Genomic DNA, 12,978 nt, shown 5'->3' with positions numbered 1-12,978 from the left:
AGTATGAGGGCATAATATACACGATACTAAAGCTGCAAAATCAAATTATGGAAATTCTAAAAACACTGGGTTTATTTACCGTTACTGCGCTCGCTGAAATAATCGGTTGTTATCTGCCGTACCTCTATTTGAAAGGAGGCAAGCCGTTCTGGTTGCTTTTCCCCGCAGCGGTCAGTTTGGTAATATTTGTTTGGTTGTTGACACTGCATCCGCAAGCGGCTGGCCGTGTTTATGCCGCTTATGGCGGTGTTTATATCTGTGTGGCGCTGATGTGGTTGTGGGCGGTCGATGCTATCCGCCCGGCAATGACGGATTGGATTGGAGTAAGTATCTGCCTGATCGGGGTAATCGTGATTATGTACGGAAGACAACTGGACCGGTATTTATAGCAAAACTGACTGGCGTATTCCGGTGTTACAAGTTGTTTTCCGAACAGTTATTTGATTTTTCTTATCTGTTCCTGCTTGATAATATAGCGTTGAATCATCGCTTCCATGCTGGCTGCCAGTTCTATGAATTGACATCCTGCGCGCATGCAGTTCTGTCCGTTACGCAACGTGATTTCGTAGGTATTTTTTACCTGAATGGTGACCGTGATGGTTCCGATTTCCGGAAGGGCGATTACGCAATCGCTATAGATCATGCCTGGATCAAAATCAATGATTGGATGGTGATCAATCACGGCGATTCCGCCGCAGCTGATATCGAGTAATGCCACTTCAGCTTTTGTGGATGCGTCCTTTCCTGGAATTGGAATGACGCATTTAAGCGGTTTGGCGATGGGAGTGGTAATGCGGAAATGATTTCTTCTTTGTATGCGTAACAGTGATTTAGGAATATTGACTGCGAAAGCATCTTTACCGTCATACTGAATTTTTCTGATTTGATCGCAAACAAATTCAATTTTTACTCTATTTTGCGTGGTTACAAAGACCAGTGCTTTGGAATGCAGTGCTTTCTGGCAATGTTTGTCATCGATGCCATAATCAATCACCATTTCTTTTTTGTTCGTGTCGATCGCGAGGATTGAAGTTAAAATAAAATCACTGGCGTAATCGGGATAGAGAGTGATTAATGAATTTGTTTGCATAATCCCTCGAAGAATAAAGAGAATATCGATTTCCGAATGGATGCGGAAATTCTCGCTCATTTCTTCTCGAGAGAATTGAGTGGGTGTAAATACGGTAGGCTCTTCAGTGACTTGGTCGGATGTATGCAACATTATTAATTCTCCAGAATTTTCTGTGTAATCTTTTTGTTCAGGCTATTTGCGGTTAAAGTTGCTTTGCCTTGCTCCAATTTGTAAAGCCATGCTAATAACTCCGCCACAGCGAGGTAAAGTTGGGGCGGAATTCGATCGTCAAGGTTCACTTGCATGAGTAGCGCGACCAGTTCACTCGATTCATGAACATAGATTCCGGTTTCTTTGGCGCGTTTAATAATCTCTTGGGCAATCAGACCGCGGCCTTTGGCAACGACTTTAGGGGCAATTTGCCCTTCGCGATAAGCGAGTGCAACTGCAGTAAGGTAAGACTCATCCTCCATCATACTCGACCTCTACCGCGCGAATATTTAACCCTGCGGATTGCATGCCGGTGGCGAGTGGTAGTTGATTACCTTTCAATAAACCGGCAGTTTCTAATTGCGCGGCGTTCAGTTTGATGCTGATGCCATTTGCACTCAGCGCAATGTTGGCGGTAATATCACCCAGCTGAGGCATCGATAAACGAAGCTGTGTGCGCCACTGCGCTGCTTGATCGAGCTCATTTTCCTGCGCCTTTTCGTCTGCGGGCTGTTCATGAATATCCCATTCCATCGACTGACCTTGCCAGACTTCTCCGCGCCAAAGCAGATGACCGGTTTCCAAGGTGGTCAGCTGTTGTTGCACTAGCGGGATTGCTTGAGTGTGCACCGGCATCTCCGGACTTAACGAAGCCGCTGCAGCCACTTTGGCAGTAGACAAATCAGCCGTGACCAGCATTAATTTTCCTTGAGGCTCTTGCTGCAAGTTTTCAAGTGTATTTTCTCCATTAACCCATTGCGCTTGGTGTGATTCATAGAATAAACCACTTTGCACAATTGCTTTTTGCAATAAACTGGGTAAATCAGTGCTATTTATTGGCGCACTGGTCAGAATAGGAGCGGAGCTGCTGAGTGATTGCGTGGCTGGGGTATCCGGCGCATTTGCTGGCGCTTGCTTCAGGATATTTTGCATCAGCGCTCCCAAGAAACGCCCAGTGGTGCTTATGGATGTATTATTTGTTTCATTATCTGATGGTGTATCGCTCAAGGCCAGAAACTCAAGCTTTGGTTCATTCGAGATGAAAACGAGTTGCAGTTTGTTACCCGGTTGAAAATTTTCAGGCAGACGCATTTGTAATGACCTGCCTGCAACCAATACCCGTGAATCACCATTCAATAAGCGCGATTCAACTAGTGCTTGATACTTTTGACCTTGTATGAATTCTGCGGGAGAGGTTTGTGAATCGAGTATCGCCGTTACGGGCGTAACGGGGGCGGTTGGCTTGATTTGATTTGAAATTGCAGCTACATCTGTTTTAATTATGGTCGGAATCACGACAACTCATCTTAAATCTAAATAATGAATTGGAAAAATTCTGAGTGTGGCATATTGTTTCTAATGTGTATTTATAGATTGCTAACGGGTTGATAAGCTAGTTGAAGATTACGTGTACGGCTATTCGTGTAGAGCATATCTTGCAGTTTCATCATCCATGGCTCTGTGATCGCTCTGATTTGCGCATCATCAGCTAATATTTGATGGATAATTTTTACTTTCTTTTGAAGTAATTCTTCGTCTAATATGGGCTCCTGGTCGTTCTTAATAAGTACTTCGGTTAACTGCCTGCATTCCTGTTCCAATTGTATTAATTGATCCCATTCGCTATTTTGAGCTGCCGCCAGCATTTTTCCAGTAGTTGCTAAAATAGCATTGTATGTTTTCAGTGTTTGTACACTATCCATTTATCTTTGTACCCTTATTTTTATTCAGAATTGTGAGCTAGACTGCGACTGCTTTGATTGTGGTTTGTGTTTCACCGGTTTGCCCAATTTCTTTCCAAGCGCCATGCAACTCAGATAGCAATTTGCTGACCTCGTTGACAATTTCAAGATTATTCTGGATATTGGCAACCAGAAGTCGATATGCCATGTAATCGTAGAGTGCTTGAAGCTTAACTGCTAGATCACCACCGGCATTCATATCCAGACTTGCTTTTAGGCCGTGATCAATGATCATGATAGCTTTTGAGATCATTTGCCCTTTCTCGGCAATTTCATTGTGGTGCATATGCATTTTGGCTTTTGCCAAAGCTTCTTGCGCACCTTCGAATAGCATCAAAATGAGCTTGTGCGGATCGGCCGACTCAATTCCTGTTTCAACACCAACACGTTGGTAAGCGGATATCGCACTGTTCATGGCTGTATACATTTTGTACTCCTTTATTTATTGACGAGACTGGTTGCTGGTTATTCTGATTTTGGCAATCTGGATAATTGCTGTTGTAAAAAATTGCTGGTTTGAGTCATGCTGGCAATGGTTGTATCCAATGCGGTAAATTGAGCGCGTATTCGTTTTTCTGTATCAGCAAGGCGCTGAGTTAAAGTTTCTCGTTGTGTTCCTATATCTTTGATAGACGAATTTATACCATCAATGCGACTGTCAATTAGCTGGCCGTTCAGCATTCCTCCCACCAATTTATTCAATTTTGCTGCAAAACCATGCGCGAAATCTATATCCCCTCTTGCACCTGTGCTGCCTCCAGTTATTTTGAGTACGAGTCCGCTGCTATCAGCGGCACCGGTTAGAGTCTGGCCAGAACCTGTTGCAGTGACGCCATTTATCGTGCCAGCTACGTTTGCTCCTGCAGTTTCAACGGGTGTGCCAAATAAATCCGATTTGCCATTTCCACCTGTAATGGATACGGTTGAGGCAGAGCCATAACGATCTGAGGTAATAGCTAGATTTCCAGCAGACTGACTCACTGCTACTTTGACACCTGCAGAGGAAATTGCAGATGTGCCATTAATTCTTGATTGAATCTCAGCTGCCAGAGAGGTTGCCGTATAAGTACCGGCTGCAAGGGTTATACTGGCATTAACGCCATCAATGGTGAGATTCAGTGAATCATTAACCCCCGTATTGATGGTTAATGCTGCCGCGGTGCTACCAATTGCGGTACCTTGTGTTGCAATTTGGCTGATATTCAGTGCATATTTGCCATTGACGGTTTCGGGTTTGGCGCTGGTAAATGAGACGAGACTGTCGCTGGTTTTTCCAACAGAAGCAAATAGAGTTGAGATATCTTTGGTTGGATCATTCAGTGCCTTTGATAGCTTAGCTGAATCCAATTTAAGTGTTCCATCCGACTGAAAGGAAATGCCGGTCTCTGATAATAAGCTTAAACCTCCACCCGCAGTAGTCAATGGATCAGAAATTGCACTACGTATTCGTGTTTGAATTGATCTAACTGTTGAATCCCCAGTTAAAATTGATGCTTGCTTTGTTGCTGCATCATATTTCGATAGATCAACAATTGTCTTGTTCAAATCGTTAAAGGATTTTACAAATGATGACACAACGTTTTGAATGCCTGCTGTATCTCGCGATAAATTTAAGGTAGATGTGGTGCCAGGATTTGCTTTTAATAAATTTAATGTGACGCCCTCAATAGCATCCGTGATATTGTTTGACGCTTTGCTGATTGAGATACCATCGATAACCAGTGTGGCATTACTAGCGGCCATCGTTTGAGTCAGGTTGGTCGTGCCACCAGTCGATGCATCATAAACAAGCTGGGAGAGTCCGGCATTATCGATGTTGTTACCATCGGTATCAGTCGCAGTTATTTTCAGAGCATTACTTAAACCAGTATCTTGAGATGCAACAACTAAGCGATTGCCTGTTCCATCATTGACTATACTGGCGTTTACTCCCGCATTCGCTTGATTAATTGCGTCACGAATACCAGATAGCGATGAATTGCTTGGGGAAATGATAATAGACTGTGCAGCTTTATCCGGATTAAGCGTAAATGTACCGCTATTGTATGTGCCAAACTGAATCGTTAAAGTGCCGCTACCGACTGTGGCACTGGTGTTTGCAAAGTTAGCCGATTTTAATTTCTGAGCTTGAGCGAGTGTTTGGATTTCTACAGAATGACTTCCAGTGACTGCTGACGATGATGCGCTTGCACTGGCCAATGTTGTATCAGAAAAATTAGCCGTGACGGCGGTAAATTTTGCCGGGTCGGACAGTGCCACAAGGTTGCTCTGAAATGAAGATAATGCCCCCTTCAAAGTACCAAAAGCAGTTAACCGGGTTTGCTGTTTAGCTTCTTTTGCATCAAGAGCGGTAAGTGGCTGGCTTTCCGCCGCCATTAACTTACTGACTATGCCATTGACATCTAAGCCTGATCCGATTCCTGGAGATGAAAGCATTTCTGAGCTCTATCCAATATGATTGTAATTATGCTTTTCCGTTGAATAACAATCCTTGGACTTTGTCTAAGGTGCGGGCTATTTCAACAGCTTCTTCTGATGGAATCTGGCGGATAATTTCTTCGGTATGCACATCCATTACTTTAATAATTGTTTTCCCAGTATCCTCATCAATTGAAAATCGCAAGTTGTGTGCCAGATTATCCACAGTACCTTGAATTTTTTGAACAGCCTCGTTAACTTGATCCTCGGATCTCGGGCTGCTATTAACTCTAGGGTCTGCGGTTGAGACGGGTGATGCAACTACATCTGCATTAGATATGGATAATTTTCGAGATGTCGACAATGGTGGCGAAGACGGTGGAAGTGCGCCGATAGTATTTATTTGATTTATAGTCATGTTGTAACTCCTTAAAGTTGAGAGAAACGCGGAATATTTCTTGAATTCCGCGTTCTATCAGCTTTATTTAATACGAAATATCATCTGTTACGATCTACTTAACGTAATAGTGATAAAACGTTATTGGGTAGTGAATTTGCTTGCGCCAGAATCGCTACACCAGCTTGTTGCAGAATTTGTCCGCGCGTTAGGTTGGCAGATTCTGCGGCAAAGTCAGCATCTTGAATCCGGCTGCGAGAAGCAGACAGATTTTCCGACGCTGTTTGCAGGTTTGCGATGGTCGAACTGAAACGATTCTGAATTGCACCCAAATCACCACGTGAGCTATTGATGGCTTTTAAAGCTTCATCCAATGTTTTAATTGCTGTCTGTGCGTTGGTTCCGGTAGAGATATCCAAAGTGGCAACAGAGTTAAAAGAACTAGAGGTAGCTCCAAATTCCGTGGCGTTACTTCCCGCTGCAGTGATCTGTCCGAAGGCGCTCGAAAGTTCAATGGTACCTGTGACGGTTGTTGAGTCGTTACCACCACTGGTTAGCGTTCTTGTAGTTGAGCCGGCAGTGACATCTGCGGTGATGGCGCCATTGGTGAAATCTGCCAATACAATGTCTCTACCGTCTGAGGTTGACAGTGTAATTACCGATTTGTCCGTCGAAGAAGCGAATGAGGCGGTGACGCCGGTAGTGGATTGCAATCCATTAATAGCGGAAGCCAAACCGCTTAGATCGGCGGCATCGGTGATTGTGGCAGAAACTGTGCTGCCATTGATTGTCAGCGCAGTAGTGCCAGTTCCCGACAAATTGCCTAGTGTGGCACTGTTGGATGCGGTTGCAGTAATACCGATACCGGAGGCCGCCGTATTAATGGCGGCGGCAATGGTTTTAGCATCATCACCTGCTGCATAGCTAATGTTACCGGTGACGCCTTTGTTATTGGCTAGCGTTAAGCCCGCTTCAACCGCAACACCATTGGCGGCAGATGCAGCGGCAGCAGCGGTTGCTGTACCCATTGCCGTACCATTGGTGGTTAAAATGTGGCTGCCTAATGCAGTAGCGCGTGCATCTGAGATTGAAGAAATATTAATGGTTTGGTTTGCATTAGCCCCGACCTGGAAGCTTTGGTTAAGGAAAGAGCCATCCAGCAAGTTCAGACCGTTAAATTGAGTCTGACTGGCGACACGGGTTACCTCAGCACTTAATTGAGCGGCTTCAGCTTGTAGTGAGGCGCGATCACTGGCACTATTGGTTGCATTGGCGGATTGTACTGCCAGTTCGCGAATACGTTGCAAGTTGTTGCCGATTTCACCCAGTGCACCTTCGGCGGTTTGCGACAGAGAGATGCCATCGTTCGCGTTACGCACTGCTTGGTTTAAACCGCGAATTTGTGAAGTCATTCTTTCTGAAATTGCGAGACCGGCAGCATCGTCTTTTGCGCTATTAATACGTAAACCAGATGATAAACGTGTCAATGAAGTATTTAATGCATTTTGTGAAGTGTTCAGGTTACGTTGCGCATTTAATGAGGCTACATTAGAGTTAATGATTTGTGGCATTTGGGTTCTCCTTTTTGATAACTATTTGTTTTGGCATAATTGCCATTTACGACGTTGGCTGCCCTGCAATCCAAGAGGGTGTGTAACCACCGTTGATTGCAGTTATCGGAAATCAATTTGAAAAGTTTAGGATTTTACTTTCATGGTTTTTGTCCAATTGATTGGTTAATATGAGCTATTCATGGTATAAAATGATTTTCTCTCGTAAAATTATCTTGTAAAATTGGGAATATATTCAGTCAGTTAATTTGACAAGTTAAGAGAAGTTATATGTTATATCGACTTCAACCGGTAATATGCTGAGATGATTAATGAAGAGAAACTGAACATACTGATGGTCGAGGATTCCGAGAAGGATATCGATCGGGCGTTGCAAATACTTTCGCAAGGCGGTTTTAAGACTGATTGCCTGTGTGTTAGTACGGCTGAAGCTTTGCATGATGCCCTAATGACTCGGGATTGGAATGTGGTGCTATCGGATTATGATTTACCTCGACTGAGTGCTCAGGAAGTTTTGCAAGTCATAAAAAGCAAAGAGCTCGATATACCGCTGATTATCATATCCAGTCACGTAGGTGAAGAAGCAGCCGAACATATCATGGCTTTAGGTGCTTATGATTTCATAATGAAATCAAATCTGGCCCGATTGGTACCGGCAATCCGGCGCAGCTTGCATGAAGTTGAGAATTATCAGCGTTTTATCACCACACAGACTGCGCTACAGAAGAGCGAAGCGCTTTTTCAAGTGATCACCTCCAACCTTCCTGGTGTCGTATTTCAATTTTTATTATCGGGTAATCATCAGGCAAGCTTTCCGTATGTGAGTGATGCCAGTGAGACATTATTGGGATTGTCGCCCCAGATGCTGATGGATAGACCGGAACTGTTTCCGGAGTTGATCTTGCAAGAAGACAAAAAAACTTACCATCAGTTAATGGTTACCTCCGCGGAGCAGCTATCAACTTGGAACTGGGAAGGCTGTATTCAGGTGAAAGGTGACAGTGATATCAAATGGATCAGCCTGCGTGCTACGCCTAGGAGAGTGTCGGATAATGCAACACTCTGGGATGGCATCATGATTAACATTACGCGAAATAAGCTGGCGGAGAGAGAAATCGCGCGCTCCCGTGAACAACTGGCGGAATTATCGTCTTATCTGCAAAGAGTGAAGGAACAAGAGCGTGCGCGTATTGCGCGCGAAATTCATGACGATATCGGGGGAACATTAACTGCTATTAAATGCGAGTTGTTTCCCTGCATGGACTCAACGGCGAGAAAGCAGGAGTTTTATCAACAAAAAGCAAAATCGATTGAGTCGCTTGTGGATCGGGTGATTGATAGTACCCGGCGGATTTCTCTTGATTTGCGTCCGGGTATTTTGGATTGCGGCATAGTAGCGGCTGTTCAATGGCAAGCAAAAGAATTCAGTGACCGGAATGGTATTGCTTGTAAAGTTTCGTGTGAAGAAGATGAAATATCGCTAGACTCGGATTTGGCGATAGCGATTTTCCGTGTTTTTCAGGAAACGCTGACGAATATTTCCAAGCATGCCAACGCTTCCCGGATACAAGTAAAGCTCATTGAACTAGAAGGACTGGTTTTACTTGAAGTGATTGATAATGGCCGTGGTATTACCGATATCGATATGGAAAAGCAGGATTCATTCGGAATAAGAGGCATGCGTGAGCGTTGTCAGCAATTGAAGGGCAATTTTCATATATCCGGAGATAAGGGAAAAGGAACGAAAGTGACTATTCTCATACCTACAGGTAACCTGGAATATCAGTCCGGACATGTGAATGGACTGGAGAGTGAATTGGAACGGCCGGTACCGCTAGAAGCAGTGAAGAAAAAAAAGAAGGTTTCTCGGCTCTAGAAGCCGGAGGTATCCATGATAAGTGTGATGATTGCTGATGATCATGCAATTGTTCGTCAAGGTCTAAAACAGATACTGAGCGAAACCGATGACATCAAAGTAACCGGTGAAGCAGAGACGGGATTCCAAGCAATCAAGATTGCACGGCAGCAAGATTTCGATGTCATGCTACTGGATATTTCTTTGCCAGACAGAAATGGTATTGAAATTTTGAAGCAGATAAAGAAAGACAGACCCAGTCTGGCCGTTCTCATGCTCAGCATGCATAACGAACACGAATTTGCAATTCGTGCACTCAAAGCGGGTGCATCCGGTTATCTCAATAAACAAAGCGCGCCCGCTCAACTGGTAGTGGCAATCCGGCAAGTAGCCGCTGGTGATAAGTACGTGAGTCCGGTGGTAGCGCAAGAACTTGCGAATATCATCAACACGGATGTCGACAAACCCCTTCACACCACGTTATCCGACCGGGAATATCAAACCTTATGTTTTATTGCCGCGGGTAAAACATTGTCGGAGATATCGGCCGAGATGTTCCTAAGCCCCAAGACAGTCAGCGTGTATCGGGCTCGCTTGCTGGAAAAACTCAAGCTAACTAATAATTCGGAGCTTATACGCTATGCGATTAAAAATAGATTGGTCGACTGATTTTTCATTGCTGTTGCGGAGAGTCAATTTTTAATCCATTTTTCTGGCTTTCTCATCGGATCATGATCAAGATTTGTGCCGCTTGGCCGATACTTTTGAACTCTATGAACTGCTGCTAATGCAGTAATAAATTCTGGCCAATTTTATGAAGCAATTAAAAGACTCCAACCCAACCATCATAGCCCGTGAAACTCTGCGGCAGCTTGCAACGCTTAGAATTCCTCCGACCCCTGATAATTACCATAGGTTGTATAACCAGATTTCAGGTAACTCAGAAGAAAATACCAATTCAGCGATTGCGAGTTCAGTAAGTCTCGAATCTCCCATAGAGAATACAATCATTGATACCGTTCCAGCCTGGGGAGAGACAATAGAAACGCTGTTGAAACAATTGGAAAGCAAGCACGGCACGCTGACAACCGCGAAGAAAAAAGAGGGTGTCAATCGGGTTCTGACCAAGTTTTCGAAAGATTCAAAACAGTTGCACAATAAGCTAAAGGCGCTGATCGATTCGTGGGGTGCATTGGCTGCTGCGTCCCAAGAATCAAGTGCTGCGATCGAAGTAGAAGATGCGATTGCACAAACCGGTGCGGACCTGGAAGGTGCGCGACCCAAGACATTCGCGGTAGAGTCAAGCTCTTCGGTCAGCCATGTTACTGATCAACTGCTGGAGCTGCTGGCGCAAGTGCTAGAGCAAGTTATTGCCGTGCAAGTAAATGATACTGGGCTGGCGGATGAAGCCAAGGTGCTGGCTCATCAAGTCCGCAAGATTGAAGAGATGGCCGAAATGGAGCGGTTTGCCGGGGAGTTCAAGCAATTTTGCGGTAGGTTTGATGAGTACGGCGAGAGCGGCCGGAAATTGCAGCAGGGGTTGCTCAATTTGCTCAATATGCTGATGAAGAGTACGGGCGAATTGCTGGCCGAAGACCAATGGGTTGGCGCGCAGATCAATAAACTACGCGAAACGATATCCGGACCGTTGGATCTTCAAGTCATCGAACAAGCCGAGCATTATCTGGAAGAGATCACACAGAGGCAGGAAATTATCCGGCGCAACTTGAGTGAAGCCAAGCTGACCCTGAAAAAGATGGTGACTTCACTGATTACCAATATCGAAGAACTCAGCGATACGACCGGAGGGTATCAGGAAAAGCTTGAACAATATTCCGAGATAATCAGTAAAACGGATGATATAAAAGAACTGAATCAACTGCTGGTGCAGATCATGGAAGAAACCAAGCAGATGCAAAAAAGCGCACTCAATTACCGTAATGATTTTCTGGCGGCGCGTGCCGAAGTGAGTCTGGCGCAGGATAAGATCAATCAACTCGAGACCGAGTTGCAGGAAATGGGCGAAAAGGTTCATGAAGACCATTTGACCGGGATACTGAACCGGCGTGGCTTGGATACTGCTTTTGAGCGAGAGACCTCCCGGTCAATACGCCATGAGACGCCATTGTGTTTTGCGTTGCTAGATATTGATAATTTCAAACTGTTGAATGACACCCATGGTCACAAAGTGGGGGATGATGCCTTGGTTTATCTGGTTGAATCCGTTAAGGACACGACACGTCCCGAAGATGTCGTGTCACGCTATGGCGGTGAAGAATTTGTGATCTTGCTGCCGAACACAAGTCTTGAAGAGGCGACTCAGATTCTATCCAGAATCCGGCGCAATCTAACCAAAAAGTTCTTCCTGCATGAGAATAAGCGTTTGCTCATCACTTTTAGCGCCGGTATTGCGCAGTTGCAAGCGGGCGAATCTCAGGAAAGTGTTTTCAAGCGAGCAGATGAAGCTTTATATCGTGCAAAGAAAGGTGGTAAGAATCAAATCATCATCGCTGATTAATTTTTAACATTCTGTTAGTTATAGTATTTATTCTTTCTGTCGGTAAATAGCACCGATTTCCCTTTTTATTCATTCAATCCATTCACGGACTGCTCTGTTAACGTTACTGACATGGCAGTCTATACCGGAGTGGGTTCTCCTTCGCAATCCAACGAATTATCCCCCGAACTGGCGTAGTCTGGCACTTAATGATGTTAATTGAGGAGGATAGCCATGCAAGAAGCTACTAAACAGAAAAGAATGCTGAGATTGGTTAAATCAACAAATGCTATTAAAAGTGAGCAGAAACCTATGATTGATTCTGAGGACTATTACAAGCAAGTAGAACGATATGCCGAGCAGATTCGTAAAACAAATAACGCTGATGAGATCATCGGGATTCTTGACATTGTATTATCAGAAACCCGGGGGTTGAGATTTAGTGATGAAGTTTTCACCGCGCAGGAGCAAGTAAAGCGCGCGGAACAGAAGATTGAATCTCTGAAGAGTGAGCTGGAACAGTTAAGAGGGCTTGTGCAAACGGATCAAATGACAGGTGCATTCAATCGCCGTGGCTTAGAGGATATTTTTAAGCGCGAAGCCGCTCGGGCAGACCGGAATGCGCAATCATTGGGGGTCGTATTGGTTGATTTGGATAACTTTAAACAAATCAATGACAACCTTGGCCATCAATATGGCGATAGTGTGCTGATCAATTTTGTTACTGTAGCCAAAGAAACACTTCGGCCTTCCGATATTGTGGCGCGTTTTGGCGGAGAAGAATTTATCATCTTGTTGCCCGATGTTGAGATGCAAGATGCGCTGACTGTTATTCAGCGGATACAAAATAACTTGACAAAGAATTACTCAATCCAAGCGGATAACCAAGCATTGCCGATAACGTTTAGTGCCGGTGTCGCGCTACGTTCGTTCGGCGAACATCAAAACTCAGTCATAAGTCGAGCGGATAAAGCGCTTTATCAAGCGAAGCGCACAGGAAAAAATCGCGCTATTCCTGCATTGATCTGACGAACACAAACAAAATTTTCATGAGTGAGAGTTTTGCTGTGACCAAGCCGGGATTCTGATCAACAGTGTGCATGAATAATAAAAAAAGGGTCTTAGGAAGTTAAAGCGGGTTTAAACGTAACAATTTAAGAATTTCATGATAGAGATTATCACGGCGATGATTAAAACGAAATTCGGTTTCTTTCAA

At 44.5% G+C, this 12,978-nt stretch carries 13 protein-coding genes and 1 pseudogene; 5 read left to right on the top strand and 9 right to left on the bottom strand.

All coding sequences use genetic code 11. The annotated features are described in order from the left end of the window. Positions 1 to 47: 47 nt before the first annotated feature. On the top strand, positions 48 to 389 hold the full coding sequence (locus DU481_RS09550; protein WP_292669430.1) for a YnfA family protein: 342 nt from the start codon (positions 48 to 50) through the stop codon (positions 387 to 389). 47 nt (positions 390 to 436) lie between these two features. Here the strand turns inward: DU481_RS09550 and DU481_RS09545 are convergent, their stop codons facing one another. The 8 genes from DU481_RS09545 to DU481_RS09510 form a co-directional block, all read right to left on the bottom strand. Then, positions 437 to 1,222, bottom strand: a complete 786-nt coding sequence (locus DU481_RS09545; protein WP_350134045.1) for a flagellar brake protein — start codon at positions 1,220 to 1,222, stop codon at positions 437 to 439. Positions 1,223 to 1,224: 2 nt separating this feature from the next. Continuing rightward, a complete protein-coding gene (locus DU481_RS09540; protein ID WP_350134043.1) occupies positions 1,225 to 1,548 on the bottom strand; it encodes an EscU/YscU/HrcU family type III secretion system export apparatus switch protein in 324 nt (107 codons plus the stop codon). Next, entirely contained in the window at positions 1,535 to 2,578 is a 1,044-nt protein-coding gene (fliK, locus tag DU481_RS09535) for a flagellar hook-length control protein FliK (RefSeq protein ID WP_350134041.1), read from the bottom strand. The genes DU481_RS09540 and fliK overlap by 14 nt, the downstream gene beginning before the upstream one ends. A 71-nt stretch (positions 2,579 to 2,649) precedes the next feature. Further along, complete coding sequence (locus tag DU481_RS09530) at positions 2,650 to 2,985, bottom strand: flagellar protein FliT (RefSeq protein ID WP_107803947.1); 336 nt, start codon at positions 2,983 to 2,985, stop codon at positions 2,650 to 2,652. Between the two features lie 37 nt (positions 2,986 to 3,022). Then, positions 3,023 to 3,451, bottom strand: coding sequence for a flagellar export chaperone FliS (gene fliS, locus DU481_RS09525; RefSeq protein ID WP_350134039.1), 429 nt, complete (start codon positions 3,449 to 3,451; stop codon positions 3,023 to 3,025). 38 nt (positions 3,452 to 3,489) lie between these two features. Next, entirely contained in the window at positions 3,490 to 5,460 is a 1,971-nt protein-coding gene (gene fliD / locus DU481_RS09520; RefSeq protein WP_350134037.1) for a flagellar filament capping protein FliD, read from the bottom strand. Positions 5,461 to 5,488: 28 nt separating this feature from the next. Further along, complete coding sequence (locus DU481_RS09515) at positions 5,489 to 5,860, bottom strand: flagellar protein FlaG (RefSeq protein WP_121167547.1); 372 nt, start codon at positions 5,858 to 5,860, stop codon at positions 5,489 to 5,491. A gap of 98 nt (positions 5,861 to 5,958) precedes the next feature. Next, the gene (locus tag DU481_RS09510) at positions 5,959 to 7,410 is read right to left on the bottom strand and encodes a flagellin N-terminal helical domain-containing protein (protein ID WP_350134034.1); all 1,452 of its coding nucleotides are present in this window, start codon (positions 7,408 to 7,410) and stop codon (positions 5,959 to 5,961) included. A 304-nt stretch (positions 7,411 to 7,714) separates the two neighbouring features. Between DU481_RS09510 and DU481_RS09505 the strand changes: the two genes are divergently transcribed. The 4 genes from DU481_RS09505 (at position 7,715) to DU481_RS09490 (ending at position 12,791) form a co-directional block, all read left to right on the top strand. Next, positions 7,715 to 9,286, top strand: coding sequence for a hybrid sensor histidine kinase/response regulator (locus DU481_RS09505; protein ID WP_350134032.1), 1,572 nt, complete (start codon positions 7,715 to 7,717; stop codon positions 9,284 to 9,286). Positions 9,287 to 9,301: 15 nt separating this feature from the next. Beyond that, positions 9,302 to 9,934: a response regulator gene (locus DU481_RS09500; protein ID WP_107803953.1), complete on the top strand. Its 633-nt coding sequence runs from the start codon at positions 9,302 to 9,304 to the stop codon at positions 9,932 to 9,934. A gap of 145 nt (positions 9,935 to 10,079) precedes the next feature. After that, positions 10,080 to 11,783 carry a GGDEF domain-containing protein gene (locus DU481_RS09495; RefSeq protein WP_350134030.1) on the top strand — a complete coding sequence of 568 codons (1,704 nt, stop codon included), beginning with the start codon at positions 10,080 to 10,082 and terminating at the stop codon, positions 11,781 to 11,783. Between the two features lie 291 nt (positions 11,784 to 12,074). Beyond that, on the top strand, positions 12,075 to 12,791 hold the full coding sequence (locus DU481_RS09490; RefSeq protein ID WP_350134028.1) for a GGDEF domain-containing protein: 717 nt from the start codon (positions 12,075 to 12,077) through the stop codon (positions 12,789 to 12,791). 100 nt (positions 12,792 to 12,891) lie between these two features. On the opposite strand, the pseudogene DU481_RS09485 reads toward DU481_RS09490, so the two are convergent. Further along, positions 12,892 to 12,978: pseudogene (locus DU481_RS09485) on the bottom strand (IS1595 family transposase); the annotation flags it as partial.

Source organism: Nitrosomonas sp., assembly GCF_040240425.1.
GTDB lineage: Bacteria > Pseudomonadota > Gammaproteobacteria > Burkholderiales > Nitrosomonadaceae > Nitrosomonas.
The sequence above is the reverse complement of the archived record's forward strand: the minus strand, read 5'-3'. Positions and strand labels throughout refer to the sequence as shown.

Excerpts from the sequence above, each read along its gene's own strand:
- DU481_RS09545 (WP_350134045.1), bottom strand. The coding sequence starts at position 1,222 with ATGTTGCATACATCCGACCAAGTCACTGAAGAGCCTACCGTATTTACA.
- DU481_RS09495 (WP_350134030.1), top strand. The coding sequence starts at position 10,080 with ATGAAGCAATTAAAAGACTCCAACCCAACCATCATAGCCCGTGAAACT.
- DU481_RS09510 (WP_350134034.1), bottom strand. The coding sequence starts at position 7,410 with ATGCCACAAATCATTAACTCTAATGTAGCCTCATTAAATGCGCAACGT.
- fliS (WP_350134039.1), bottom strand. The coding sequence starts at position 3,451 with ATGTATACAGCCATGAACAGTGCGATATCCGCTTACCAACGTGTTGGT.
- DU481_RS09490 (WP_350134028.1), top strand. The coding sequence starts at position 12,075 with ATGATTGATTCTGAGGACTATTACAAGCAAGTAGAACGATATGCCGAG.
- DU481_RS09505 (WP_350134032.1), top strand. The coding sequence starts at position 7,715 with ATGATTAATGAAGAGAAACTGAACATACTGATGGTCGAGGATTCCGAG.
- DU481_RS09540 (WP_350134043.1), bottom strand. The coding sequence starts at position 1,548 with ATGATGGAGGATGAGTCTTACCTTACTGCAGTTGCACTCGCTTATCGC.
- DU481_RS09500 (WP_107803953.1), top strand. The coding sequence starts at position 9,302 with ATGATAAGTGTGATGATTGCTGATGATCATGCAATTGTTCGTCAAGGT.
- DU481_RS09530 (WP_107803947.1), bottom strand. The coding sequence starts at position 2,985 with ATGGATAGTGTACAAACACTGAAAACATACAATGCTATTTTAGCAACT.
- DU481_RS09515 (WP_121167547.1), bottom strand. The coding sequence starts at position 5,860 with ATGACTATAAATCAAATAAATACTATCGGCGCACTTCCACCGTCTTCG.
- fliD (WP_350134037.1), bottom strand. The coding sequence starts at position 5,460 with ATGCTTTCATCTCCAGGAATCGGATCAGGCTTAGATGTCAATGGCATA.
- DU481_RS09550 (WP_292669430.1), top strand. The coding sequence starts at position 48 with ATGGAAATTCTAAAAACACTGGGTTTATTTACCGTTACTGCGCTCGCT.